28 protein-coding genes and 2 tRNA genes are annotated in these 25,559 nt (G+C 65.0%); 14 read left to right on the top strand and 16 right to left on the bottom strand.

Annotated features, from left to right (window positions below):
• Complete coding sequence (locus tag G471_RS0102860) at positions 1 to 630, top strand: LON peptidase substrate-binding domain-containing protein (protein WP_081700072.1); 630 nt, start codon at positions 1 to 3, stop codon at positions 628 to 630.
• A 10-nt stretch (positions 631 to 640) separates the two neighbouring features.
• Here the strand turns inward: G471_RS0102860 and G471_RS0102855 are convergent, their stop codons facing one another.
• Complete coding sequence (locus G471_RS0102855; RefSeq protein WP_028993998.1) at positions 641 to 949, bottom strand: P-II family nitrogen regulator; 309 nt, start codon at positions 947 to 949, stop codon at positions 641 to 643.
• Complete coding sequence (locus G471_RS0102850; protein WP_028993997.1) at positions 946 to 1,890, bottom strand: sodium-dependent bicarbonate transport family permease; 945 nt, start codon at positions 1,888 to 1,890, stop codon at positions 946 to 948. Before G471_RS0102850 ends, G471_RS0102855 begins: the two co-directional genes overlap by 4 nt.
• A 104-nt stretch (positions 1,891 to 1,994) precedes the next feature.
• Between G471_RS0102850 and G471_RS0102845 the strand changes: the two genes are divergently transcribed.
• Positions 1,995 to 2,945, top strand: a complete 951-nt coding sequence (locus G471_RS0102845; protein ID WP_028993996.1) for a LysR family transcriptional regulator — start codon at positions 1,995 to 1,997, stop codon at positions 2,943 to 2,945.
• A 13-nt stretch (positions 2,946 to 2,958) separates the two neighbouring features.
• Here the strand turns inward: G471_RS0102845 and G471_RS0102840 are convergent.
• A tRNA-Gly gene (locus tag G471_RS0102840) sits at positions 2,959 to 3,032 on the bottom strand.
• Between the two features lie 243 nt (positions 3,033 to 3,275).
• On the opposite strand from G471_RS0102840, the gene G471_RS0102835 reads away from it, so the two are divergent.
• Positions 3,276 to 3,737, top strand: a complete 462-nt coding sequence (locus G471_RS0102835) for a tellurite resistance TerB family protein (protein ID WP_028993995.1) — start codon at positions 3,276 to 3,278, stop codon at positions 3,735 to 3,737.
• 9 nt (positions 3,738 to 3,746) lie between these two features.
• Here G471_RS0102835 and G471_RS0102830 read toward each other — a convergent pair whose 3' ends face one another.
• On the bottom strand, positions 3,747 to 4,238 hold the full coding sequence (locus G471_RS0102830; RefSeq protein ID WP_028993994.1) for a flavin reductase family protein: 492 nt from the start codon (positions 4,236 to 4,238) through the stop codon (positions 3,747 to 3,749).
• 63 nt (positions 4,239 to 4,301) lie between these two features.
• Between G471_RS0102830 and mutY the strand changes: the two genes are divergently transcribed.
• On the top strand, positions 4,302 to 5,339 hold the full coding sequence (gene mutY, locus G471_RS0102825; RefSeq protein ID WP_028993993.1) for an A/G-specific adenine glycosylase: 1,038 nt from the start codon (positions 4,302 to 4,304) through the stop codon (positions 5,337 to 5,339).
• Here the strand turns inward: mutY and G471_RS0102820 are convergent.
• On the bottom strand, positions 5,311 to 6,504 hold the full coding sequence (locus G471_RS0102820) for an HD-GYP domain-containing protein (protein WP_028993992.1): 1,194 nt from the start codon (positions 6,502 to 6,504) through the stop codon (positions 5,311 to 5,313). The two genes, mutY and G471_RS0102820, sit on opposite strands and share 29 nt — an antisense overlap.
• Before the next feature lie 42 nt (positions 6,505 to 6,546).
• Positions 6,547 to 7,755, bottom strand: a complete 1,209-nt coding sequence (locus G471_RS0102815; protein WP_028993991.1) for an HD-GYP domain-containing protein — start codon at positions 7,753 to 7,755, stop codon at positions 6,547 to 6,549.
• A gap of 40 nt (positions 7,756 to 7,795) precedes the next feature.
• Here G471_RS0102815 and G471_RS0102810 point away from each other — a divergent pair, with 40 nt between their 5' ends.
• The 6 genes from G471_RS0102810 to G471_RS0102785 are packed head-to-tail and all read left to right on the top strand — an operon-like array spanning position 7,796 to position 14,718.
• Positions 7,796 to 9,721, top strand: a complete 1,926-nt coding sequence (locus G471_RS0102810) for an ATP-binding cassette domain-containing protein (protein ID WP_028993990.1) — start codon at positions 7,796 to 7,798, stop codon at positions 9,719 to 9,721.
• Between the two features lie 55 nt (positions 9,722 to 9,776).
• Entirely contained in the window at positions 9,777 to 10,640 is an 864-nt protein-coding gene (locus G471_RS0102805) for a phosphate/phosphite/phosphonate ABC transporter substrate-binding protein (RefSeq protein ID WP_028993989.1), read from the top strand.
• Positions 10,637 to 12,652, top strand: coding sequence for a putative bifunctional diguanylate cyclase/phosphodiesterase (locus G471_RS0102800; protein WP_028993988.1), 2,016 nt, complete (start codon positions 10,637 to 10,639; stop codon positions 12,650 to 12,652). Before G471_RS0102805 ends, G471_RS0102800 begins: the two co-directional genes overlap by 4 nt.
• A gap of 43 nt (positions 12,653 to 12,695) precedes the next feature.
• Entirely contained in the window at positions 12,696 to 13,307 is a 612-nt protein-coding gene (thrH, locus tag G471_RS0102795) for a bifunctional phosphoserine phosphatase/homoserine phosphotransferase ThrH (RefSeq protein ID WP_028993987.1), read from the top strand.
• A gap of 5 nt (positions 13,308 to 13,312) precedes the next feature.
• Positions 13,313 to 14,176 carry a formyltetrahydrofolate deformylase gene (purU, locus tag G471_RS0102790; protein ID WP_028993986.1) on the top strand — a complete coding sequence of 288 codons (864 nt, stop codon included), beginning with the start codon at positions 13,313 to 13,315 and terminating at the stop codon, positions 14,174 to 14,176.
• Positions 14,176 to 14,718, top strand: a complete 543-nt coding sequence (locus G471_RS0102785; RefSeq protein ID WP_028993985.1) for a hydrolase — start codon at positions 14,176 to 14,178, stop codon at positions 14,716 to 14,718. Before purU ends, G471_RS0102785 begins: the two co-directional genes overlap by 1 nt.
• Before the next feature lie 106 nt (positions 14,719 to 14,824).
• Here G471_RS0102785 and G471_RS0102780 read toward each other — a convergent pair whose 3' ends face one another.
• The 3 genes from G471_RS0102780 to G471_RS0102770 form a co-directional block, all read right to left on the bottom strand.
• Positions 14,825 to 16,216: an ammonium transporter gene (locus tag G471_RS0102780; protein ID WP_028993984.1), complete on the bottom strand. Its 1,392-nt coding sequence runs from the start codon at positions 16,214 to 16,216 to the stop codon at positions 14,825 to 14,827.
• 11 nt (positions 16,217 to 16,227) lie between these two features.
• Entirely contained in the window at positions 16,228 to 16,566 is a 339-nt protein-coding gene (glnK, locus tag G471_RS0102775; protein WP_028993983.1) for a P-II family nitrogen regulator, read from the bottom strand.
• Positions 16,567 to 16,638: 72 nt separating this feature from the next.
• Positions 16,639 to 17,430, bottom strand: coding sequence for a TorF family putative porin (locus G471_RS0102770; protein WP_028993982.1), 792 nt, complete (start codon positions 17,428 to 17,430; stop codon positions 16,639 to 16,641).
• Positions 17,431 to 17,677: 247 nt separating this feature from the next.
• Between G471_RS0102770 and G471_RS0102765 the strand changes: the two genes are divergently transcribed.
• The 3 genes from G471_RS0102765 to G471_RS0102755 are packed head-to-tail and all read left to right on the top strand — an operon-like array spanning position 17,678 to position 20,621.
• Positions 17,678 to 17,923, top strand: coding sequence for an accessory factor UbiK family protein (locus G471_RS0102765; RefSeq protein ID WP_028993981.1), 246 nt, complete (start codon positions 17,678 to 17,680; stop codon positions 17,921 to 17,923).
• Positions 17,924 to 17,929: 6 nt separating this feature from the next.
• Entirely contained in the window at positions 17,930 to 19,417 is a 1,488-nt protein-coding gene (locus tag G471_RS0102760; RefSeq protein WP_028993980.1) for a YifB family Mg chelatase-like AAA ATPase, read from the top strand.
• A gap of 4 nt (positions 19,418 to 19,421) precedes the next feature.
• A complete protein-coding gene (locus G471_RS0102755; RefSeq protein ID WP_028993979.1) occupies positions 19,422 to 20,621 on the top strand; it encodes a multidrug effflux MFS transporter in 1,200 nt (399 codons plus the stop codon).
• Here the strand turns inward: G471_RS0102755 and G471_RS0102750 are convergent.
• The gene (locus G471_RS0102750; RefSeq protein WP_028993978.1) at positions 20,601 to 20,993 is read right to left on the bottom strand and encodes a rhodanese-like domain-containing protein; all 393 of its coding nucleotides are present in this window, start codon (positions 20,991 to 20,993) and stop codon (positions 20,601 to 20,603) included. The two genes, G471_RS0102755 and G471_RS0102750, sit on opposite strands and share 21 nt — an antisense overlap.
• 83 nt (positions 20,994 to 21,076) lie before the next feature.
• Between G471_RS0102750 and G471_RS0102745 the strand changes: the two genes are divergently transcribed.
• Positions 21,077 to 21,559, top strand: a complete 483-nt coding sequence (locus tag G471_RS0102745) for a hypothetical protein (RefSeq protein WP_028993977.1) — start codon at positions 21,077 to 21,079, stop codon at positions 21,557 to 21,559.
• Here the strand turns inward: G471_RS0102745 and mobA are convergent.
• The 6 genes from mobA to G471_RS0102715 form a co-directional block, all read right to left on the bottom strand.
• The gene (mobA, locus tag G471_RS0102740; RefSeq protein ID WP_051295272.1) at positions 21,556 to 22,143 is read right to left on the bottom strand and encodes a molybdenum cofactor guanylyltransferase MobA; all 588 of its coding nucleotides are present in this window, start codon (positions 22,141 to 22,143) and stop codon (positions 21,556 to 21,558) included. The two genes, G471_RS0102745 and mobA, sit on opposite strands and share 4 nt — an antisense overlap.
• Complete coding sequence (locus G471_RS0102735) at positions 22,143 to 22,508, bottom strand: DsrE family protein (RefSeq protein ID WP_028993975.1); 366 nt, start codon at positions 22,506 to 22,508, stop codon at positions 22,143 to 22,145. Before G471_RS0102735 ends, mobA begins: the two co-directional genes overlap by 1 nt.
• The gene (locus tag G471_RS0102730) at positions 22,501 to 22,935 is read right to left on the bottom strand and encodes a glycine cleavage system protein H (protein ID WP_028993974.1); all 435 of its coding nucleotides are present in this window, start codon (positions 22,933 to 22,935) and stop codon (positions 22,501 to 22,503) included. Before G471_RS0102730 ends, G471_RS0102735 begins: the two co-directional genes overlap by 8 nt.
• Positions 22,936 to 23,073: 138 nt before the next feature.
• A tRNA-Sec gene (locus G471_RS0102725) sits at positions 23,074 to 23,169 on the bottom strand.
• A gap of 5 nt (positions 23,170 to 23,174) precedes the next feature.
• Entirely contained in the window at positions 23,175 to 25,052 is a 1,878-nt protein-coding gene (selB, locus tag G471_RS0102720) for a selenocysteine-specific translation elongation factor (RefSeq protein ID WP_028993973.1), read from the bottom strand.
• Positions 25,049 to 25,546, bottom strand: coding sequence for an MOSC domain-containing protein (locus tag G471_RS0102715; RefSeq protein ID WP_043420637.1), 498 nt, complete (start codon positions 25,544 to 25,546; stop codon positions 25,049 to 25,051). Before G471_RS0102715 ends, selB begins: the two co-directional genes overlap by 4 nt.
• Between the last annotated feature and the right edge of the window lie 13 nt (positions 25,547 to 25,559).

The raw sequence follows: 25,559 nt of genomic DNA, 5'->3' as shown, positions 1-25,559 counted from the left end.
ATGGGCTGGTTCGATTTCATGCGTTCGCCCGGCGGCGCCGCCGTCGAAACCCTGCGCATCCCGCTGTTCCCGCTCAACACCGTGCTCTTCCCCGGCGGCGTGCAGCCGCTGAAGATCTTCGAGCAACGCTATCTGGACATGGCCGCCGCCTGCCTCAAGGAAGACACGCCCTTCGGCATCTGCCTGATCGACGCCGGCGCCGAAGTCGGCGAAGCTGCCGTGCCGCACACCGTCGGTACCCTGGCCCGCATTGCCAACTGGGAAATGGAGCAGCTCGGCATCCTGATGATCGATGCCCTCGGCGGCCGGCGTTTCCGCATCCTCGACCACGAGGTCGGCGCCGACAAGCTGCTGATCGCCAGCGTCGAATTGATCGCCGAGCCGGAAGTGCCGCTGCCACAGCATCGCGAGCGCCTGCTGCCTTTACTCCAGCGCGTGATCGGCGATCTCGGCCCGGCGCGCATGCCGGAACCGCACCGTTACGACGACGCGGCCTGGGTCGGCTACCGTCTGACCGAAGTGCTGCCGGTGCAGAACCTGGCCAAGCAGAAGCTGCTGGAACTCGAAGACCCGCTGAGCCGGCTGGAAATCCTCGAAAAATTCCTCGATCAGCGCAAGCTGCTAGGCTAAACCTGCTGGGTTAAAACTTCTCCGCCCGCAACACCTGTACGTCCGACAGGAAGACGACCAGCTGGTAGCTGGTGAAATACTGCGCTTCCAGGTGGCGGATGACGGTTTCCGCCACCGCCTCGTCGCACAGCACCTCGACCCGGATGTTGGCGCTGGCCGGCCAGGCCGCGTCGCGCCGACCGTGGGCGCCGCTGCCGCGGGCGTCGGAAATCGTGTAGCCGTGCGCGCCGAACTGCGGCAGCTCCTTTTCCAGGCGCTTTTCCAGGGCGGCCTCGCAGACGATGGTCAGCAGCTTGCGGGTTTGCAACGGGCGGTTCATGCGAAAACTCCATGCAGGGTGGTGGCCAGCCAATGATAGGCCGGAATGCCCACCAGCAGGTTGAACGGGAAGGTGATGCCGAGCGCGGCGCCAATCGACAGGCCGGGATTGGCTTCCGGCACGGCAATGCGCATCGCTGCCGGCGCCGCGATGTAGGAGGCGCTGGCGTAAAGCGTCGCCAGCAAGGTCGTGCCACCGACCGACAGGCCGAGCAGCAGGCCGGTGGCAATGCCGATGCCGGCCGACACCAGCGGCATGACGATGGCGAAGCCGGCCAGGAACCAGCCGGCCCGGCGCAGATCGCCGATGCGGCTGGCAGCCACCAGGCCCATTTCGAGCAGGAAGATCGCCAGCATGCCCTTGAACAGGTCGAAGAACAGCTTGTCGAGCGGCTTCAAGCCCTCGCTACCGGCAACCCAGCCGATCACCAGGCCACCCAGCAGGAGGACGATGCTCTTGCCGGCAAAGACCTCGTGCAGCACCTTGCCCCAATCACCGCCACCCTCGCCCCGGCGGGCCAGCCAGATACCGATCATCAGCGCCGGGAATTCGAGCAGGACCAGGAAAACCGTCAGGTAGCCCTCAGCCTCGACGCCTTGCCCGGCCAGGAAGGTACTGCCGACGGCGAAGGTGACGACGCTCACCGAACCGTAGTGGGCAGCAATCGACGCCGCGTCGGCACGCGCCATCTTGCCGGCGCGCAGCAGCACCGGAAAAGCAATCAACGGAATCAGCGCCCCGGCCAGCACCACGCAGGCGGCCGCAAATACCAGGTCGCCCAGCGGATAGCGCGCCAGTTCGACGCCACCTTTCAGGCCGATCGCCAGCAGCAGGAAGATGCTCAGCGATTCGTAGAGGACGGCAGGAATGCGCAGGTCGGAGCGGATCAGACCGGCCAGGGCACCGAGCAGGAAGAAAAGGATGACGGGTTCGAAGGGCATGGAAACATTCCGGCAGGCGGCTGGGCCGCGACGGCGCGACTATCCCTTTTTCGATCGATTAAATCCAATTAAACTTTATCGTCAAATCATTTGCTTTTACTTATATGAACCGCCGCCACATTACCCAGCGTCAGCTCGAAACCTTTGCCAGCGTCGCCCGTCTCGGCAGCTTTTCGCGAGCGGCGGAGACGCTGCACCTGACCCAGCCGGCGGTCTCGATCCAGATCAAGCAATTGAGCGAAACGATCGGCCTGCCGCTGTTCGAGCAGATCGGCCGCGACATCCGCCTGACCGCTGCCGGCGAGGAACTGCAGGCAACAGTACGAGCGCTCGACGACGAATGGGCGCGCTTCGATTCGGCCATCGGTGCCCTGCAGGGCATGCACAGCGGTCGTCTGCGCGTCGCCCTGGTGACCACCGCCAAGTACTTCCTGCCGCGCATGCTCGGCGCCTTCTGCCGCCGCTACCCGGAAATCGACGTCCAGCTGGAAATCACCAACCGCGCCGGCGTCGTCGCCCGCATGCGCGGCAACGAGGACGACCTCTACATCATGTCCCTGCCGCCGGCTGACATGGACATCGTCGTCCGCCCCTTCCTCGACAATCCGCTGGTCGTCATCGCCCCACTCGACCACCCCGCCGCCGGCCGGCGCTGCACGGCGGCCGAACTGGCCGGCGCATCCTTCCTGCTGCGTGAACCCGGCTCCGGCTCGCGCGCCGCCGTCGACCGTCACCTGCAGCAACTCGGCCTGACACCGACCGTCCGCCTCACCGTCGCCAGCAACGAAGCCATCCGCGACCTCGTCGCCAGCGGCCTCGGCCTGGCCATCCTGTCGCGACATTCGCTAGCCGCCGACCCCGCCGAACAAGGACTGGCCATCCTCGACGTCGAACACTTCCCGATCCGCCAGCCGTGGTCCATCGTTCATCTGAAAGGGAAAGTGCTGTCGCTACCGGCGCAGGCCTTCATCCGGGAATTGCTGGAAGCCGCCGGCGAATCCCGCGCCCCCGGGCTTCCGGACACAAAAAAGCCCTCCGCAAGACAGGAGGGCTGATTGGACCGGCGACTGGAGCGGGCGAAGGGAATCGAACCCTCCTCATGAGCTTGGGAAGCTCAGGTAATGCCACTATACGACGCCCGCTCGGGCGGTGAAGGCGAGATTCTAGTCCTGGATCACCGGCAATTCAATGCGGGTCCGAGGATTTCCGTCTGTCGCTCGCGCTGCACCAGCCGATTCGGTTTTGTTCTAAATGGTTGCGATATGTAACGATCTGATCACGAATGGTAGCCGATCGTGCCGGGTAAGACATTTTCCCCGGCAGGCACCGCATAATCAGTCGGACCGGAACCCCCGGCAGGATTCAACCATTCCCAGGAGACAAAAATGCGCCATTACCCAAACAACAGCCCCAAGGCCATTGCCCGCATCCTCGCCCTCGGCATGCTGATCGACGGTGTGGCTGAGCCGGAAGAGTACAAACTGATCGAACAGGACGACATCCTGCGCGCGCTGGGTATCGACAGCCCGCTGCTCGACACGGTGATCCGCGAGTTCTACGAAGACCTCGAACTCGGTCAGTCGATGACCCGTACCCTCGACCAGCGCCTGACGGCCGGCGACCTGTCCCGGGTGCTGGAAGAGGTCAGCCATCCCTTCCTGCAACAGACCCTGCTGCGCGGAATGATGCGGATCGCGCTGGCCAACGACGAATTGAGCGCCGGCGAGGCACGGCTGATCAGGGAAGCCCTGATCCAATGGACCAGCGACAACGGCGTGGGCGGCCTGCCCATCTCCGGCAATCATCCCCGCCGACGCCAGTCGGACCGGGCAGGACTGCCTAACTGAACTGCCGGATCAGACCCCGGCCAGTTTGCGGTACCGGCCGGCGTGGAACAACAATGGCGCCAGTTGCGGGGCTTCGCTGAATTTCTCGACGCGGCCGACGAAGATCGTGTGATCGCCGCCCGGCAGCGCGCTCTCGTTGGCGACTTCGAAACTGGCGCAGCAACCGGGGAATACCGGTGCGCCGCCGACGCCGGCGTGCCAGGGCAGTCCGACAAAGCGGTCGGCCGGCCAGGTGGCAAAACGGTTGGAGAGATCCTGCTGTTCGGCTGAGAGGATGTTGATCGCGTGGTGACTTGACTTGCGGAAGGCTTCCAGATTGTGCGAGCCGTTGTCGAGACACCACAGCACCAGCGCCGGCTGCAGGGAAACCGCCGAGAAGGAATTGACCGTCAGCCCGATCGGATGGCCGTCCGGATCGATCGCCGTGACGATGGCGATGCCGGTGGCAAAGCGGCCAAGGGCATTGCGCAGGGCGCGGGTATCGGTTTGCGGCTGGGTCATGGCATTCACTACGGAAAAAACGCCGTATTATCCCGGCTCCCGCTTCCCGCGTCGAGACGAAATTTGCCGAAAGAACAAAGCTTTGCCCAACGACTGATCGCCTGGCAACAGACTGCCGGCCGCCACGACCTGCCCTGGCAGGGTAGCCGCGACCCCTACCGGGTCTGGCTGTCGGAAATCATGCTGCAGCAGACTCAGGTCGCCACGGTGATCCCCTATTACCAGCGTTTCCTGAGCAGCTTTCCCGATATTGTGGCGCTGGCGGCGGCGCCGATCGAGCGCGTCGTCAAACACTGGGCCGGACTCGGTTACTACGCCCGGGCGCGCAACCTGCACCGTTGCGCCCAGCAGATCGTCGCGCAGCATGGCGGGGCTTTCCCGAGAACTGCGGCCGAACTCGCCGAACTTCCCGGCATTGGCCGGTCGACGGCCGCCGCCATCGCTGCCTTCTGTTTCGGCGAGCGGGCCGCAATCCTCGACGGCAACGTCAAGCGAGTGCTATGCCGGGTCTTCGGCATCGCCGGTTTTCCGGGCTCGGCTCCGGTTGAACGCAAACTCTGGCAACTCGCCGAAAGCCTGCTCCCGGAAACCGGCATCGAGGCCTACACGCAGGGCCTGATGGACCTCGGCGCGACCTTGTGCACGCGCGGCACGCCGCACTGTCCGGCCTGTCCCTTTGCCGATGCCTGCGTCGCCCGCCGCGAAGGGCGCCAGAAAACCTTGCCGGAAGCCCGGCCGCGAGCGCCGATGCCGGAACGCAACGCGACCTTCGTGCTGATCACCGACGGCCAGCGCCTGCTACTCGAACGGCGACCGCCGAGCGGCCTGTGGGGTGGCCTGCTGGTGCCACCGGAAGGCGAACCGGAGCAGGTGCTGGCGGCGCGCGGTCTGTGCGCCCTGGCGCAGCGGAAGCTGCCTGACCTGAAACACGCGTTCACGCATTTCCGGCTGACCCTGCAACCGGTGCTCTGCCGTGTCCAGGCGCCTCCGGCAACCGGCGAGACCGGCAGCGCATGGTTGCCGCTGAGCAAAGCCGCTGCGGCTGGCGTACCGACGCCGATTGCCCGCTTGATCAGGCTGGTTGCCAGCGCTCCGGACTGAGCCCCCAACGCTGGAAGCTTTCGGCGCGGACGATCTGCCCGTAGTGGTTACCGACTTTCCTGGCCAGGTCGACCTGCACCGGCGCGCAATACTGGCGCCGCCCGGCGTGGTAGATGACATTGACCACCGGGTTCAACGGTTGCTCGGCATGCACCTGCTCGACCACCGCCAGATGCCCGCTTTCGAGCAGCACCAGGGTACCGACCGGGTAAATGCCAAGGGTGCGGACCAGGCCGGCGACCAGCGCCGGATCGAACTGGCTGCCGCCCTGCTCGTAAAGCTGGCGCAATGCCACCGTCGGCGATAGCGCGGCACGATACGGGCGGTCGGAGGTCATCGCGTCATAGCTATCGACAATCGCCGCCAGCCGGCCGGCCAGTGAAATCCCTTCGCCGGCCATGCGGTAGGGATAGCCGCTGCCGTTGAAACGCTCGTGGTGCTCAAGAACCACCGCCACCGTCGTTTCCGGCAGGCTGGCGGTCGCTTCGAGCACCGCCAGGCCCTCCTCGACATGGCGTTGTACCTGCACATACTCGGCATGCGATAGCTGCCCCGACTTGTCGACCAAACGCGTATCAATGGCCGCCAGCCCGATGTCCTTGAGCAAGGCCCCGAGCGCCATTTTCTCGATTTCGGGCGCGGCCAGCCCCTGCTGACGACCAAGCGCAATGATCAGCGCCGCCGTTGCCACGGCATGGGCATTGTCGTACTCGCCCATCTGCTTGAGCCGGGACAGGGGAACCAGCGCATCGGGATTGCGCGCCACCGATTCGATCATTCGGGCCACCAGCGGCTCCAGACGCAATGCGTCGACCCGCTGCCCGGCCCGGGCCGCATCGGTCAGCTCGTCGAGCAGAACTGCCCCCTCGTTCAACAGGCGGGCCGAACGCCGTCTTTCCTCGCCCAGGGACACCCGTGGCGCAGGCCTGGGCGGCAACATCGGCACCGGCCGACGGGCTTCCTTCGGCGCAGGAACCGGGACATCCTTGCCGCGCCGGGTATCGATGCTGACTTCGACGATACCGTCCTCGCGCAGGCGGTCGATCTGCGCCTGGTCGCGGATCATCAGGCGGTTGCGCCAGAGGCGGTGTTCCAGCCAGGATTTGTGCAGATCAACGACATACATGCCGGGCTGCAAATCGCCGATGGCTATCTTGCGGATCACCGTGAACCGCGCCTGCTCAATCGCCGGCCATCCAGGCCGGAATCAGCCCGGCAACCAGAGCTGAGGATCGATGTTCCATTTTTCGTAGCTTTCGAAACTGGCGACCCGGTCTACCTGGAACTTGGACAGGTCGATGATTTCCGGCGGAATGTAGTGCTTCTGCCCGGTGTGATAGAAGACCCTGATCACGGGTTCAAGCAGATTGCCTTCGTTCTGCTCCAGAACCACGCCGAGGCGCTTGCTTTCGAGCATGACCAGCGAGCCGCTGGGATAGATGCCGATCGAGCGGATGAAGGCCTGGACCAGCTTGGGATCAAAATGATGGCTGCTCCATTCGAGAAGCTTCTTCAGCGCCTGGGTCGGCGCCATACCCTTGTGGTAGACGCGCTCGGAAGTGATCGCATCATAGACATCGACAATTGACGCCATCTGCCCGTACAGCGACACGCCGGCGCCGACCAGGCCACCGGGATAACCCGACCCGTCGAAGCGCTCGTGGTGCTGGGCGGTCACCTGCAAAGCGATGTCGCTGACGCCGCCCGACTCGCGCAACAGGGCAACACCCTCGTCGACATGGTGTTGCATGTGGTCGAATTCGTCGTCGCTCAGCTTGCCCGGCTTGTTCAGGATGCGATCAGGAATACGCGCCTTGCCAACATCGTGCAGCAAGCCACCGAGCGCCAGTTCGCGGATCACCGCCTTGTCGAGTTTCATGCCCCGGCCGAAGGCGACCAGCAGGGCACAGACGCTGACCGAATGCTGGAAGGTATAGTCGTCGTGATTCTTCAGACGATTCAGCGGCAGCAGCGCATCCTGGTTGCGGAAGATCGAATCGACAATGCCCTCGACCAGCGGCTCGACGCGCTCGACCTGAATCTGCTGGCCCAGGCGCACATCGTCCATCATGTTGCGCACGATCTTGTTGGCTTCGCCTTGCAGACGGCGCGCCCGGGCCGCTTCGTCCTTGACGTCGACCTCGATCGGCCGGTCGGATCTTTTCTCGGCAATTTCCTGCAGCCGCCGGTCGAGTTCGGCACTGACCTCGCTGGCACTGCGCGCCTGCCAGACATCGGCACCCTTGACGGTGTCGATGTACACCTCCCGGATACCGAGCTTGACGATCTTGTCCACGGTCGCCATGTCGCGCACGTGGAAAGCGTTGGTCAGGAAGGGATGATCGAGCCAGCCGCAATTGAGGTCATGGATATACATGCCCGGTTTGAGCTGGTCGGTGGTAATCAGCTTGATCATGCGAGGATTCTAGCAGCCCGCCGCTATAATTCGCCCCCTGATGATCGCCCTCCGCCAACTCACCTTCGCCCGCGCCGCCCGCCCCCTGGTGGTCGACGCCAACCTGCAGCTCCACCCCGGCTGGAAAGTCGGCGTGGTCGGCGCCAATGGCTGCGGCAAGTCCAGCCTGTTCGCGCTGCTCGCCGGCGAACTGCACGCCGAAGCCGGCGACTGCGAGATTCCGGCCAGCTGGCAGATCGCCCGCGTCACCCAGGAAACCCCGGCCCTGCCCGACGCCGCGCTCGATTTCGTGCTCGACGGCGACCTCGAACTGCGCCGCGTCGAACGCGAACTGGCCGACGCCGAGGCTCGCGGCGACGGCGAGGCGATCGGTCACCTGCACACCCGCTACGCCGACATCGACGGCTATTCGGCCAAGGCGCGCGCCGCCGAGGTGCTGCACGGGCTTGGCTTCACCGACGCCGATTTCGCCCGGCCGGTCGCCGATTTCTCCGGCGGCTGGCGGGTCCGCCTCAACCTCGCCCGCGCCCTCTCCTGCCGCGCCGACCTCCTGCTGCTCGACGAGCCGACCAACCACCTAGACCTCGACGCCGTGCTCTGGCTGGAACAATGGCTGAAGACGACGCCGGCGACGCTGCTGCTGATCTCGCACGACCGCGACTTCCTCGACGCCGTGGTCGGCCAGATCATCGCCATCGACCAGCAGAAGCTGACGCTGACCACGGGCGGCTACTCCGACTACGAACGTGCCAAGGCCGCCCGCCTGGCCGCCCAGCAATCGGCTTTCGCCGCGCAGCAGCGCGAGATCGCCAAGCTGACCCGCTTCGTCGAGCGCTTCAAGGCCAAGGCGACCAAGGCACGCCAGGCGCAGAGCCGGGTCAAGATGCTCGAACGCATGGAAATCGTCGCCGCCGCGCACGTCGACTCGCCCTTCCATTTCAGCTTCCGCGCGCCGGAAAGCCTGCCCGATCCGCTGCTGGTCATCGAGAATGCCAGTGCCGGTTACGTCGACCGCAAGATTCTCGACAACATCACGCTGACGCTGCGCCCGGGCTGCCGCATCGGCCTGCTCGGCCGCAACGGCGCCGGCAAGTCGACGCTGATCAAGCTGCTCGCCGGTGCCGTCGCGCAACAAGGCGGCGAGGAAAAAGGAAACCGTAGGGAAGCCAAGGCGCTGAATATCGGCTACTTCGCCCAGCACCAGCTCGAACAACTGCGCCCCGACGAATCGCCGCTGCAGCACCTGCAACGCCTTGAGCCGCTGACGCCGGAGCAGGAACTGCGCGATTACCTGGGCGGTTTCGACTTCCGCGGCGACATGGCGACACGCGCCGTCGAACCCTTCTCCGGCGGCGAGAAATCGCGCCTGGCGCTGGCCCTGCTGATCCGCACCAAGCCCAACCTGCTGCTGCTCGACGAACCGACCAACCACCTCGACCTGGAAATGCGCGAGGCGCTGACCTTCGCCATGCAGGAATTCGAGGGCGGCATGGTCGTCGTCTCGCACGACCGCCATCTGCTGCGCACCTGCGCCGACGAACTGCTGCTCGTCGACAACGGCCGGGCAACGCCTTTCGACGGCGACCTCGACGACTACGCCGCCTGGCTGGCAGCGCAGCGCAACGCCGAGAAGGCAGCGGCACCCGACGTCGCTGCCGAGAAAAGCGAACGCCTGCAGCAACGCGCCGACGCCAAGGCCAGCCGGCAGGCCCTGCTCGCCCGGCGGCGCACGCTGAGCAAGGAAATCGAGCAGATCGACCGCAAGCTGGCCAAGTGGCAGGCAGAGAAGGCGGCGCTCGACGCGCAATTCGCCGAGCCCGATTTTTACACCAAGGTAGACCGCGCCAGAAGCGAAGAAATGCATCGCCAGGCCAGTACACTTGGCGAGCAGATCGACGAAGCCGAGCTGCGCTGGCTGGAATTGCACGAAGCACTCGAAGCACTGCCGTCCGCCGATTCCGCATAAACCCTGACGGCCTTACGGTCTATAATCCTGTGCTTATGTGTCCCCGGATTGTCGTATGCGCCACCTGAGCTTGTTCGTCTGCGCCCTGTCGCTGGCCCTTGGCCTTATCCTGCCGCATCCGGCCACAGCCGCCGAAAAGCCGGCCGGCACCCCGCTGACCCTCGGCATCGTTCCCTACATGAGCACCGGCATGCTGCTGCGCACTCATGCGGCGCTGGCCCAGAGCCTGGAAAGCAGCCTGCAGCGCCCGGTCAATCTGCGTACCGCTCCAGATTACAAAAGCTTTTTCCAGCGCCTGCGCGCTGGCGACTACGATATTGCGATCACCCCGCCGCATTACGGCTGGCTGGCGATTCGCGACCATGGTTTTCAGCCGCTGCTGGTTCACCGCGACCCGATTCGCGGCATTCTGGTCAGTGCCGCCGACCAACCAGTCAAGAACATCGCCGACTTGCGCGGCGCCAGCATTGCCGTCACCGACCGCAGCGCACTGATGGCCATCCTGGGCGCACAGACCCTGGCCGACGAGGGACTGGTCGAGAACCGGGACTACCAGTTCGTCAGCGCCGTCTCGCATTCCAGCGCAATCCACAACGCGATTACCGGCAAGACCCGCGCCGCCCTGGTCAATGCCACCAGCCTGGTCCTGTCGCCGCCGGAAATTCGCCAGCGCACCCAGGTCTGGCGCGACCTGGCCGTTTTCCCGGGACAGTTCTACATCGCCCATGCCCGCCTGGGCGAGGATTACAAGGCCGTAATCGCCGCGCTGCAAGCTTTCGAACGCTCGCCTGCTGGCCAGGAATTCTTCACCTCCACGGCCCAGGGCGGTTTCCGCGCGCTCACCGCCGACGACCGCAAGACGCTGGAACGCGCACTGCCCGAAACCCGCCGGCAGCTGCGCGAAGCGGATCAAAAATGACGCTGCTGCCCCGCTCGTTGCGCGGGCGCCTGATCGTCCTGACGGTGATCGTCGAGGTCGTGATGATTTCGGCCATACTGTGGAACAGCCAGCGCCTTGCCGAAACCCACCTGCTCCAGCAATTCGAGCTGCGCCGGGCTGAAACCAGCCGCCTGATGCGGGCCGCGCTGGCGCCGGCCATGGCCCAGCACGACTACGCCGCCATCAGCGAAATCCTGAACGACGCACGCCAGTTGCAGGGGATGAGCTATCTGGTCATGTTCGACGACGAAGACCGGCGCATCGCCTCGGCGTCGGCCAGCGAACTGCCCGGGCAAAGCGCCGTGGAATTCCTCTCGGGACTACCCGAGGACAGCAGCCGCATGGACTTCCACATCGCCATGGAAATCGAAGGCCGGCACTACGGCGAACTGCTGATCGGACTCGACCTGCACTTCCTGAATACCGCCCGGCGCGACATCCTGACCCAGAACATCCTGCTCGCCCTGTTCGGCATCCTGCTGACCACCGGCGTGCTGACCGCCATCGCACTGTGGCTGACCCGCCACCTGAGCGCGCTGTCGAACGCCAGCCGCGCCCTGGCGCAAGGCGAGCGCTTTTCGCCGCTGCCCAGTGGTGACAACGACGATATCGGCCGCGTCGTCACCGCCTTCAACGCCATGGCCACCGCCCTGAATGCCCGCATGGTGGAACTCGAGGCAGCCGAGCTGACCCAGCGCGAACTGGCTGAACGCCTGCTCTACATGGCCGAAAGCGACCCGCTGACCGGGCTGGCCAACCGGGCCCGCTTCTCGGCCGAACTCGAACGCGCACTGGAACACGTGCATCGCGGACCGGAATACCATGGCGCGCTGCTTTACTTCGACATCGACGAATTCAAGACGATCAACGACACCTTTGGCCATCGCGCCGGCGACAACGTCCTGCTGCGCGCTGCCAACACCATCGGCAAGATCGTCCGCGCCGACGAAATGCTCGCCCGCCTGGGTGGCGACGAGTTCGTCATCCTCGCCCCCGGGGCCGACCGGGCCGGCGCCCAGGCGCTGGCCGAACGCATCGTCAATGCCGTGCGCAGCATCGCCTTCGATTTCTCCGGCCATCAGCTCGGCCTGACCATCAGCCTCGGCATCGCGCTTTTCCCGGAACACGGTGACAGCAGCGAGAACATCGTTTCCCACGCCGACGCCGCGATGTACCAGGCCAAGTCCAGCGGCAAGAACTGCTGGCGCATCTACCGGCCCGATCTCGACGACTCCGAGCAGATGCTCCACCAACTGGGCTGGAACGACCGCATCCAGCGCGCGCTCGACGAGCGGCGCCTGGTCCTGCATTTCCAGGGCATCCACTCGGTGCGCACCGGCACCGTCGCCCATTACGAAGCCCTGGTCCGGATGATCGACCCGGACAGCCCCGATTCGCTGCTGATGCCGGGCAAGTTCATCCCCGCCGCCGAGAAGAGCGGGCGCATTCTCGACATCGACCGCTGGGTGATCAGCGACGCCATCCGCGTGCTCGCCGAAGAACCCGATCTGCCGGCCCTGGCCATCAACATTTCCGCGCGCTCCTTCGGCGAACCGGGACTGGCCGAACTGATCCGCAGCAAGCTGGCGGCGTTCGAGGTCGAGCCGCAGCGGCTCATCGTCGAATTGACCGAGACCGCTGCCCTGGCCAACATCCATGACGCCGAGACCTTCATGGACGACTTGCACCGTTTGGGCTGTACCGTCTGCCTCGACGATTTCGGCGTCGGCTTCTCGTCCTTCGCCTATCTGAAGCAGTTGCCCGCCGATGTGCTCAAGATCGACGGCATGTTCATCCGCAACCTGGCCGACGATCCCAGCGACCAGGTCTTCGTCCGCGCCATCGTCGAAGTCGCGCGCGGTCTGGGCAAGAAAACGGTGGCCGAGTTCGTCGGCAGCGCGCGGACGCTGGAAATCCTGCGCGGCCTCGGTGTCGATTACGCACAGGGCTACTACCTTTCCCACCCGGAAGCCGTAATCCAGACGGGTTAATCGGGTAAAATCGCGTTTTTTCGCCGTCTCAGGGAGTTTCGCCGTGCAAATCGTCTGTCTTGACCTCGAAGGGGTACTCGTCCCCGAAATCTGGATCGAATTCGCCGAGCGCACCGGCATTCCCGAACTCAAGCGCACGACGCGCGACGAACCCGATTACGACAAGCTGATGACCTATCGCCTGAACATCCTGCGCGAGAAGAAGCTCGGTCTGCCGGACATCCAGAAGGTGATCGCCGAAATGGGCCCGATGCAGGGCGCCCGCGCCTTCCTCGACCAGCTGCGCGAGGATTACCAGGTCATCATCCTGTCCGACACCTTCTACGAATTCGCCCATCCGCTGATGCGCCAGCTCGGCTGGCCGACGCTGTTCTGCCATTCGCTCGAAGCCGACGCCGACGGCATGCTGGTCAATTACCACCTGCGCATGCCGAACCAGAAGCAGGAGGCGGTCAAGCGTTTCAAGGAACTGAACTTCACCATCGTCGCCGCCGGCGATTCGTACAACGACACGGCGATGCTCGGCGAAGCCCACGGCGGCATCCTCTTCCACCCGCCGGAAAACGTCATCCGCGAATTCCCGCAGTTCCCGGTGGTACGCGACTACGACGCGCTGCGCGCCGAAATCGACAAAGCATTCGCCAAGGCCGCCTGACCATCATGCATCGCGACCGGTTCTACACCCTCTCCGCCTCCTGCCCCGACCGGGTCGGGATCATCGCCCGCGTTTCCGGCTTCATCGCCGAGCACGGCGGCTGGATTCTCGAATCGAGTTTCCACGCGGACGATGTCACCGGTCGCTATTTCATGCGCATCGAGATCAAGGCCGATTCGCTGCCCTTCCTGCTCGCCGAATTCCGCGACCGCTTCCGCCGCGAAATCGGCGAACCGCTGGCGATGGACTGGCGGATCAGCGACAGCGCAGTCAAGAAGCGCGTCGTGGTCATGGTCTCCAAGCAGGAACATTGCTTGTACGACCTGCTGGCGCGCTGGCAGTCGAAAGAGCTGGACATCGAGATTCCCTGCGTCATCTCCAACCACGACACATTCAAGGGTTTCGTCGAGTGGCACGGCATTCCCTTCATCCAGGTGCCGGTGAATCCGGACAACAAGGCCGCCGCCTACGCCGAAATCCAGCGCATCTTCGACGATGTGCGCGGCGACACCATGGTCCTGGCGCGCTACATGCAGATCCTGTCGCCGGAACTGTGCGACGCGCTGACCGGCAAGATCATCAACATCCACCACAGCTTCCTGCCCAGCTTCGTCGGCGCCAAGCCCTACCACCAGGCTTTCCAGCGCGGCGTCAAGCTGATCGGGGCGACCTGCCATTACGTGACCAGCGAGCTCGACGCCGGTCCGATCATCGAGCAGGACGTGATCCGCATCGACCATTCGGACGCGCCGGAAGACATGGTCCGCTACGGAAAAGACATCGAGAAGACAGTTCTCGCCCGCGGCCTGCGCTACCATCTTGAGGACCGTGTACTGGTACACGGCAACAAGACGGTGGTGTTCCGCTAATGCTGATTTCCCGCAAAGACTCGCTCCTCCTCGTCGTCGACATCCAGGAAAAGCTCGCCCCGGCGATCTTCGAAGCCGACGAAATCACCCGCAACAGCGTCAAGCTGCTTGAAGGCGCCCGCCACCTCGGCATCCCGGCCTTCGTTTCCGAGCACTACGTCAAGGGACTCGGCCACAGCGTCGCCGCCATTCGCGACGCAACCAGCGCCGCTACCATTTTCGAGAAAATCCATTTCTCCTGCGCCAGCGAGCCCGGCGTACTCGACATGCTGCGCGCAACCGGCTGCCGCCAGGTCATCCTGACCGGCGCCGAAACCCACGTTTGCGTCCTGCAGACTGCCCTCGGCCTGCTCGCCGCAGGCTTCCAGGTGTTCATGGTTGCCGACGCCGCCTCTTCGCGCACGCCAGCCAACCGCCAGCTCGCTCTGGAACGTCTGCGCGATGCCGGCGGCCATGTGGTCAGCACCGAAATGGTCCTGTTCGAGTGGCTGGAGAAGGGCGGCACCGACGATTTCCGAGCCTTGCTGCCGCTGATCAAGTAAGCCTGATCAATCGCCCAAATAAAAAACCGCCGGTTCGGCGGTTTTTTATTTCCCGTAAAAAATGGGCACCCGAAGGTGCCCAAAGGGAGAGAGACTACGAAACTGCTTAGTGGTGGTAGGCGCTTTCGCCGTGAGCGGTGAGGTCGAGACCTTCGCGCTCTTCTTCTTCCGGCACCCGCAGACCGACCACGATATCGGCGATCTTGTAGGCGATGAAGGCAACCACGGCAGACCAGACGATGGTGATGATCACGCTGTAGGTCTGGATCCAGACCTGGCTGGCGATGCTGAACTCGGCGTCGCCCGTGCCACCCAGCGAGGGGGCGGTGAACACACCGGTCAGGATGGCACCGATGATGCCGCCGACGCCATGCACGCCGAACACGTCGAGCGAATCATCAGCACCAAGCATGCGCTTCAGGCCACTGACACCCCACAGACAGACGAAGCCGGACAGACCACCGATGATGATGGCGCCCATCGGGCCGACCGAACCGCAAGCCGGGGTGATGGCAACCAGACCGGCAACCGCACCGGAAGCAGCACCCAGCATCGAGGCCTTGCCCTTGAACATGGCTTCACCGGCACTCCAGGCCAGCACGGCGGCCGCCGTGGCGATCAGGGTGTTGATGAAGGCCAGCGTCGCACCCGAAGTGGCTTCCAGGTTGGAACCGGCGTTGAAGCCGAACCAGCCCACCCACAGCATCGAGGCACCGACCATGGTCAGCGTCAGCGAGTGCGGAGCCATCGATTCACGACCGTAGCCGATACGCTTGCCAACCATGTAGGCACCGACCAGACCGGCAACACCGGCGTTGATGTGCACCACGGTACCGCCAGCGAAGTCCAGCGCGCCGTCGCCCAGCAGCAGACCACCCGGACCCCAGACCATGTGAGCGATCGGCAGATAGCACAGCGTGAACCAGATGACCGAGAAGATCAGCACGGCGGAGAAGCGCATGCGCTCGGCGAAGGAACCGACGATCAGCGCGCAGGTGATACCGGCGAAGGTGCACTGGAAGGCGATGAAGGCATATTCCGGCAGCTTGACGTTGTCAGTGAAGGTATCGGCCAGCGTATCCGGCGTCACCCCCGACAGGAAGAGCTTGGACAGCGAGCCGATGTACGGCGAGCCTTCAGTGAAAGCCAGGCTGTAACCGTAGAAAACCCACAGGATGGAAATCAGCGAGAAGACGACCATGACCTGCATCAGCACCGACAGCATGTTCTTCGAGCGGACCAGACCGCCGTAGAACAGTGCCAGGCCGGGCAGGGCCATGAACAGGACGAGCAGCGTGGCGGTCATGATCCAGGCAACGTCACCCTTTTCAACAACCGGCGCCGGTGCGGCAGCTTCGGCAACCGCAGCAGCGGCTTCGGCAGCCACTTCAACAACTGCCTCGACGGCAGCCGCAGCAGCGGCCGGCTCTTCGGCCCAGGCCGGTGCCCCGAAGGTCACCGCGCCCAGCAGGGCCAGCATGGAGAGTACGTGTTTCATGTCAGGACTCCTTACAGGGCATCGTCACCGGTTTCACCGGTGCGGATACGGACGACTTGTTCGAGATCGAAGACGAAGATCTTGCCGTCACCGATCTTGCCGGTGCTGGCAGACTTCTCGATGGCTTCGATAACCTGATCGATCTGCTCGGCCTTGACGGCAGCTTCGAGCTTGACCTTGGGCAGGAAATCGACCACATACTCGGCGCCGCGATACAGCTCGGTATGGCCTTTCTGACGACCGAAACCCTTGACCTCGGTCACCGTGATGCCCTGAACGCCAATGGCGGACAGCGCCTCACGCACTTCGTCAAGCTTGAACGGCTTGATGATGGCAGTAACGAATTTCATGAGTGTTCCCCTAAGTGGTAGCGACTTGCGTCTTCCCGGTGTCCGCAGACACCGGGCGAACATCTGAAGTGATTAGAAGGACTTGCTGAAGGACAGGACGACACGAGACTCGCTGACGTCCTTGTCACGAGGCGCGGTACCCCAGCAGTAAGGCTGCGTGTTGACGAACGGGCAACTTCCCTTGGCATTAGAATCGGTGTAGGTCAGGCCGGCAACGCCAAAGCCGAGATCCTTGGTAACGCCGATCTTCCAGTCGGTATAGGAAGCATCACTGTAGTTCTTGATCGTCTGGCGACCCACGTGCGCCACGCCACCCCAGCCATTGCCAAAATCGTGCGTTGCCGTCAGGTCAAGATAGTTGCTACCCCGGCTCTTCTCATTGCTCGTCGGGTTGACCCAGCCGAACAGGTGCGAGGACACTGCGTGCGAATACTTCAGGCTCAGGAACTTCCAGCTGACACCGACATAGACCTCGGTCGAATCCGGGTTCGGGAAGTTGTTAGTGGTGTTGGTATCGCCCGGGTAGTAGTAGTGCAAGGCACCAACGTCATAGCCGAAATCACCGATCGCACCACGATAGCCGCCGTAGACATCCACTTCCAGGCTGCTGTTGTCCTTGAAGCCACCTTCCTTGACCCAGGCAACATTGGATGACCAGATGCCGGCGTAGAAACCGCTGGCATGGCTGTAGTCGAAACCACCCTGGATGGCCGGCTTGTGCTGGGTCTGGCTGATGCCACGGAAGACGTAATCCGAGGCAATGGTGACATTACCGGTAAAGGTATGCGGGCTTGCGGCTTCCTGGGCGATGGCCGGAACGGAAATGGCACCGGCGACAGCCAGGGCGATCAGGGACTTCTTCATGGTTTCTCTCCTGTAAGGAAAAGTTGAAAAGCAAAAACAGTATTTTGTGCAGCACAGCAATGCAGGAGCTGTGCCAGCGAGCTTTTATCCATTAAATTCATATAGATAAACAAATAACCCAAGACTACGCACCGATACAGGGCACCAATCCGGTGCAGTTACACTTCGTCACGCACCAGCGACGAGCGAGACGGCAAATCGCGACAAATTCCACTGTGCTAAACTCGCCGGCCTACGGAGGAAAATCATGCTCGACCCCAAGATCCTGGAAGAATTCGGCAACAAGATGAGCGCCCTTCTGGCCAATTCGCCGGCAAAAGACATCGAAAAGAACGCCAAGGCCGTCATGAGCGGCGTCTTCGGCAAGCTCGACCTGGTCACCCGCGAGGAATTCGACATCCAGGCGCAACTACTGGCCCGCACCCGCGAAAAATTGCAGGCACTGGAAGCACGCGTCGAGGCGCTGGAAAAAGCCCGCGACGGGAAACAGTAAGCAGCGATGGCACTGGCCGTTGCGCTGAGCCGGGGACTGGACGGACTCAACGCGCCGCCGGTCACCGTCGAGGTGCACCTGGCCAACGGCCTGCCCGGACTGACCCTGGTCGGTCTGCCCGATACCGAAGTGCGCGAGGCGCGCGACCGGGTACGCGCCGCCATCGTCAATTCCGGCTTCGAATACCCGGCCCGGCGGATTACCGTGAATCTCGCACCGGCCGACCTGCCCAAGGAGTCCGGACGTTTCGACCTGCCGATCGCACTCGGAATCCTCGCTGCCAGCGGCCAGATTCCGGGTAAAAAACTGGCTGCCCATGAATTTGCCGGCGAGTTGTCACTGTCCGGCGAACTGCGCCCGGTACGCGGCGCCCTGGCCATGGCACTGAACGCTGCCGGCGACGGCAAGACCTTCATCCTGCCCCACGATAGCGCCTGCGAAGCGGTGCTCACCGGCCAGGACAACATTCTGGCCGCCGGCTCGCTGCTCGCCGTCTGCGCCCATCTGGCCGGCGAAAGCCCATTGCAGCCCCCGCCGCTGCCGGAACGCAGCAACCCCATCCACTATCCCGATCTGGCCGAGGTGCGGGGTCAGGTACAGGCGCGGCGGGCGCTGGAAATCGCCGCCGCCGGCAAGCATTCACTGCTGATGCTGGGACCGCCAGGGGCCGGCAAGTCGATGCTCGCCGCCCGCTTGCCGGGCCTGATGCCGCCGCTCGACGACGCCGCCGCGCGCGCTTCGGCGGCCGTCCTGTCGCTGGTCGGCCAGTTCGATCCGACCCGCTACGGCCAGCGCGTCTTCCGCAGCCCGCACCACACCGCCTCGGCGGCAGCGCTGGTCGGCGGCGGCAATCCGCCGCGCCCGGGCGAGATCAGCCTGGCCCACGAGGGCATCCTGTTTCTCGACGAATTGCCCGAATTCGACCGCAAGGTGCTGGAAACCCTGCGCGAACCGCTGGAAACCGGGCGCGTGCACATTTCCCGCGCCGCCCGCCATGCCGATTACCCGGCCGAGTTTCAGTTGATCGCGGCGATGAACCCTTGTCCCTGTGGCTACCACGGCGAAAAACGCTGCTTGTGTACAGCGGAGCAAGTTGCCCGCTACCGCGGCAAACTCTCCGGCCCCTTCGTCGACCGCATCGACCTGGTCATCGAAGTCCCGGCTTTGCCGCCCGAATCGCTGGCCGGACGCCCGGACGGCGAATCCTCGGCCAGTGTGCGTGAGCGCGTCGCACTGGCCTGGGCGCGCCAGCGCGAGCGCCAGGGCAAGGCCAACGCCCGTCTCAACACCCGCGAAATCGATGCCCTGTGCCAGGCCGACACCGCCGGCAGCGCCCTGCTGCAACAGGCCGCCCAGCGCCTCGGCCTGTCGGCGCGCGCCTGGCACCGCGTACTCAAGGTCGCGCGCACCATCGCCGACCTCGGCGATTGCGCTATCATCGGCGCACCCCACATTGCCGAAGCCATCCAGTACCGCCGCTTCGCCCGCGACTGATCCCATGCCCCATACCACCCGCAGCACCCGCGGCATCGCCCTGCTGCTTGCCTGCCTTTCCGCCCTCGGTCCGTTCTCGATCGATACCTACCTGCCGTCGTTCCCGGACATCGCCGCGCAACTCGGGGCAACGCCGCTCGAGGTCCAGCAAACGCTGTCCGCCTACCTGCTGTCCTTCGCCGCGATGACCCTGTGGCATGGCGCAATCGCTGACCGTTTCGGCCGCCGCCGGGTGATCCTCGGCGCGCTGGCGCTGTTCGGCGTCGCCTCGCTCGGCTGCATGCTCGCCACCAGCATCGGGCAATTGTGGTTCTGGCGGGCGATGCAGGGGATCACCGCCGGCGCCGGCATCGTCATCAGCCGGGCCATCGTCCGCGATCTCTACGACGGCGCCGCCGCCCAGCGGCTGATGGCGCAGATCACCATGATGTTCGCGCTCGCCCCGGCGATAGCGCCGGTGATCGGCGGCTGGCTGCAGATTGCCTTCGGCTGGCGGTCGATTTTTGCCTTCCTGGTGCTGGCAACGGCCGCGCTGTGGCTGGCCTGTCTGAAACTGCTGCCGGAAACCCTGCCACCGGAGAAACGCCAGTCACTGCGCCCGACCTACCTGGCCGGCGCCTATCGCGAAGTCATGAGTTCGCCGCGCTTCCTGTTCGCCTGTTCGGCGCTGGCGCTGAATTTCGGCGGCTTCTTCGTCTATGTACTGTCAGCGCCCGCCTTCCTGATGCAGCACCTGGGCCTGCCGGAAACCGCCTTCCTCTGGCTGTTCGGCCCGGCGATGGCCGGCCTGATGTGCGGTTCGTGGATTTCCGGGCGCCTGGCCGGCAAGCTGCCGCCGGGCAAGACCATCGCCGTCGCCTACGCGATCATGGCCACCGCCGCGCTGCTCAATCTCGGCCTCAACCTCAGCCTGCCGCCCGGCCTGCCGTGGAGCGTCGCCCCCCTGTTCGTGTACACCATCGGCATGTCGCTGGCGATGCCCAATCTGACGCTGTTCGCACTCGATCCTTTCCCCGACAAACGCGGACTGGCGGCGTCCTGCCAGACGTTCTTCCAGTCCGGATTCAATGGTTTGTCGGCGGCGCTGATCGCGCCGCTATTGTGGGGATCGACCCTGCACCTGGCGCTGGGCATGGCCGGCCTGCTCACCGCCGGCGGCCTGGCCGCGCTGGCGCACCGGCGGCTACGACTGCTGCCAGGGTAGGCCGCGCAGGCGCCAGCCGCCGAGCGTGCCGCGATGGAAATTGTCGTCGAGCGGCCCTTCGAAACCTTCGGTGATGTTGATCACCTGCTGGAAGCCCGCTGCTTCCAGCGCCTCGCCGGCAAAGATCGAGCGTGTGCCGCTACGGCAGATGAGCAGTACCGGCCGGCTCAGGTCGCCCTTGACCAGGCGGCCGACCTTGCGCGCGAAATCGGGATCGATTTCCCAATCCGGCGCCTCCTGCCAGGCCACGTGCTCGGCACCGACCGGATGGCCGACATACATGTGCTCGATTTCCGTCCGGCAATCGACGAGTACGGCCTCCGGAGTCTGCTGGAGGAAATCATGGGCGGCTTGGGGGTCGAGATGCTGCATGGCATGAACAATAGCTGGATGAGCCGCTATTATGCGAGCAAGGTAGCCAAACGCCCAAACCCATTCCCGCCACAGGAGCCCCCATGAAACTGCCCGCCTGGATCGCCGCACTGCTGACGGCCTTGCTGCCCGCCTGCGACATGGTCAATCTGCCGGAAATCAAGCCGGGCATCACCACCCAGGCCGAAGTGCGCAGCCGCATGGGCGAACCCGGCTTCATCCACCGCAACGACGACGGCACGGTGACCTGGGAATACAGCCGTCAACCAGCCGGCGTGCATTGCTACATGATCCGCTTCGACCGCCAGGAAATCGTTGCCGCGCTCGACCAGGTGTTGACGCCGGCGACCTACGCCCGCGTCACGCCGGGTCTGACGCAGGACGAAGTCCGGCGCCTGCTCGGCCAGCCGGCCAGTCGCCAGACTTTCTCCAATCTGGGCGAATCGGTTTGGGAATGGCGAATCGAAGGCGATTTCCCCACCGAGGAAAGCTACTTTTCGGTGCACTTCGACCTCGCCGACGGCACCGTCAGGAAGGCCGGCCAGCGCATCCAGCCCAAGCCCTAAACCGGCCGGGAAAAACTCGCCAGTTCGGCCACCGTATTGATGTTCTCGAAAGCCGCCGGCTGATCGTCGAAAGCCACTTCCACCGTCGCCAGCGAAGCGTACCAGCCGGTGAACTTGCGCTCGCCGCGCGCCAGGTAATCGCCGAGATGATCGCGCAACTCGCGCCGGCACAGGCAGAACACCGGGTGCACCTGGTCGCCGGTGCGCGCCACCGCCACCCCGGCCGATGCCTGCTCGGCCACCCCGGCCAGGCGCGACACCAGATCTGCCGGCAGGAAGGGCGAATCGCAGGGCACGGTTACCACCCACGGGGTCGATGCGGCTGCCAGCGCCGCATGCAGGCCGGCCAGCGGCCCGGCAAAATCGGGCACGGCATCGGCGACCACCGGACAGCCGAAACGGGCATAGACCTCGGCATTGCGGTTGGCGTTGATCAGCAAGGGGCCGACCTGCGGCTGCAGGCGCTCGATGATGTGCGCCACCAGCGGCCGCCCGGCCAGTTCCTGCAAGCCCTTGTCGACACCGCCCATGCGCCGGCCGAGCCCGCCGGCCAGGACGACGCCGGTAATCTCTCCGCGATCCATCAGTACACCAGCGTCCGCCACGCCGGATCGAGCGTGCGGGCGACGAATGCAGTGGCGCCGGCGGCGCCGGCATCGGCGCGCAGCGTTTCTTCGGCGCCGACCCAGGCAGCGCGAGCCATGCCGCAGGCGTAGAAGCGGACGCCGGCGGTAGCCGCTTCGTCGAGGAAGGCGGCGATGGACTTTTCCCGCGCCGGCGTCGGCCAGGCCGCCTCGGCAACCCCGGCGACCAGCCAGCGCACCGCCGGCCCGGCGAAGTGGATTTCGACCTCGGCATCCAGCGCGCGTGCCGCCAGCGCATGGACCAGCGGCGTCACCGCCTGTTCCGGCTGCGCCGAGCCGATCAGCAGGGCCAGGCGCTCAGTCAAGGCGGGCCTCCGGATCGAGCTTCAGCACCTGCGCCCGGTAGGCGGCGGCATCGACCAGCAGGCCGCGCTCGCCGGCCCACTCGGTCGGCCGCACCCGGGCCATCCAGCCGTCGCCGTAGGGATCGCGGTTGATCCGCCCGGGCCGCTCCTCGGCCGCCTCGTTGCCTTCGAGCAGGACGAAGGACAGCGGCGCATGCAGCGCGAGCAGCGTCTTGCGGCACTCGACCGTCCCCATCCCCCGCCCGCGCGCCACCTCAGCACCGTTCGGCTTGCTGGTGAAAGCGATGATCTCGCCGGCCAGGTGAATGCCGAAAGCGGTCGCGCCGACCAACAACTCGCCGCCCGGCAGCTCGCGCACCCACATGTCGTGCTCGGGGTCGTAGAGGAGATCGTCGGGAATGGTGCCGGTGAAAGGAGAGTGAGCCATTTAGCGGATTTCGCGTGAAACTTATAGCGGCGTATTCGGCGCGCGTGGTGCATTCAGGACGCGAAGACAAGCCGAAGACAGTGCTGCTGCACGGCGAGGCGCAGTCGACAAAGTCATGGATGCGCCACGCGCGATCGATGGCGGAAGGAAGCAGGAGTCGAACCTACCCAAGCCTGTCTGACAGGCCCTGCCGGTTTTGAAGACCGGCCGCCCCACCGGGGAACGATTCCTTCCGTTGTTCATGATCCGAATTGCTCCGGTACACCGCGCAGTACGTGCGTATCGCGCACCCGGCGAGTGTAGCCGATGCGATCGAAGAATTCGAGAATGTGGATAGCGACTTTTCGTCCACCACCGATCACGTCGCGCAGCGGCGCGGCGCGGGCGCAGCCGTCGCGTTCGTTGAGCATGGCGACGTGGCGGGCCAGGTCGGCCACTGCGGCGGCGGTGAAATAATGGTCGTGCGCCACCGGCCAGGCTTCGCCATGCCGGGCGATGCGCTTGAACAGCGCACGCACGGTGTCCTCGGCGATGCCGGTGGCTTTGGCGACATCGCGCACGCGCGGCGGGTTGTACGGCTCGGCGGCGAGCAGCGGCAGCAAGGTCTGCCACAGGTCGCGGTCGGCGGCAGCAAGTTCGACGCGATGGCCGGGCAGGTGCAGCCAGGCGTTGCTCTGGGCGACACGGCCGGCGGCCAGCTGTTCACCAAGCAGTGCGTCGAAGGCAGGACGGGCCAATGTCGGCAGCGTCAGCCGGCGCAGGCGGTCGCGCTCGACGCCGGTGAGGTCGGGCGCCCGCTCGTGTTCCGCGGCAAGCGCCGCGAGCAAGCGCTCACCCAGGCCCTGCCAGCCGGCGGCGGCGAAGGCGATGTCGCCGACCGTGCGCAGGCCAAGCCGCTGGCAGATTTCAGCCAGCGTCGGTGCGTCGAGGTTGCGGTTGAGCGCGTACGCCGCCAGGTCGACACCAGCCGGCTGCTGTTGGGCGGCCAGCGCCAGCGCCACCGCCGGATCGGGATCGGCCAGCGCTGCCAGCATCGCCAGGCGCTCCGGGCTCGACTTGCGCCGTGTCGGCGGCGCGCTGTCGAGGACGCAGCCGCCGGCAATGGTGTGGCGAGCAGCGGCGTCGCGCAGGATGAAACGGTCGCCGGCGAGCGCGCCGATGTCGCGGTCGACGTGGAGTTGCGCCCAGTTTTCGCCGCCCGGCGGGATTTCCTCGGCGCCGAGCAGGGCCACCCGCGCCGGCACGTCAATGGCGCCGAGGTGCAGGTGCACCTGCGTCCAGTGCTTCAGCGCCGGCTGCCCGGCAAGCACCCGCAACTTCGCGTCGAAACGGCGCAACGGCCGGTGCAGCGGCGGCGCCAGCAGCCACTGGCCACGCTCGACTTCGCCTTTGTCGACGCCGGCCAGCGCCAGCGCGATACGCTGTCCGGCCTGGCCGGATTCGGCCGGCGCATCCTGAGCGCGCAGGCTGCGCACGCGCACCGGCTTGCCGCTCGGCGACAGCAGTAGCTGATCGCCGACCCGGACGCAGCCGGCGAAGGCCGTACCGGTGACGACGGTACCGGCGCCAGTGAGCGTGAAGCAGCGATCGACCGCCAGCCGGAAGCCGCCGGCAGCCTCGCGCCGGGCATGCCCGGCGGCGACGGCCTCAAGATGCGCGCGCAGTTCGGCAATGCCGGCACCGCTGACCGCGGCAACCGGAAACACCGGCACCCCGGCGAACGCGGTATCCGCGAGCAGCGCTTCGATTTCACTTTTTGCCGCTTCGACGCGGTCGGCGGCAACCGTATCGATCTTGGTCAGCGCCACCGCCCCCCGGCGGATGCCGAGCAGTTCGACGATCTCCAGGTGCTCGCGGGTCTGCGGCATCGGCCCGTCGTCGGCGGCGATGACCAGCAATGCGAAGTCGATGCCGGTGGCACCGGCGAGCATGTTGTGCACCAATTTCTCGTGCCCCGGCACGTCGATGAAGCCGAGGGTCGGCGTATAGGCGTAGCCAAGATCGACGGTGATGCCGCGCGCCTTCTCTTCCTTCAGGCGGTCGCAGTCGACGCCGGTCAGCGCCTTGACCAGCGTCGTCTTGCCGTGATCGATGTGACCGGCGGTGCCGACGATCATGCCAGGCCTCCGGACGTGTCGACGATCTCCAGCTTATCGCCGGCGCGGATTGGACCATCGCTCAAGACATCGGCACGCAAGCCGCCACGACCCGTCCAGTAATGGATGACGGCTGGCACATCAAAGGTTTCGTCAGCCAGGCGCTGACCAAGGCTACGGCAGGGCTCACAGCGTTCGACACCGTACAGCAAGCAATCGCCAATGCGAAAACGACGACCCACCAGGGAATTGAGACGAACGCCACGAGTGACGATGTTACGGCGTGTCAGCGCCAGATCAATCGGCCGACTGCGGCTCAAACAGTAACTTTCGATCTCTTCGGCCTCGACCAGGGTCAGGTTCTGCCCCGGCCAATCTCGCCGACTGGCATGTCGGTCGCCAACAATCCCCTGCCCCGCACACAAGGAAAGACGCAGCCGCGCCTGCAGGGGTGCGCCCATCGCATCAGCAAGATACAAGCGCTCAACGACGGCAAGAGAAGGCTTGGTACTCATCTTTCCAATCTAG

It is taken from the genome of Azonexus hydrophilus DSM 23864, from assembly GCF_000429605.1.
Classification (GTDB): domain Bacteria; phylum Pseudomonadota; class Gammaproteobacteria; order Burkholderiales; family Rhodocyclaceae; genus Azonexus; species Azonexus hydrophilus.
Note: the sequence above shows the minus strand (reverse complement) of the source record. Positions and strands in the feature narration are given on the sequence as shown.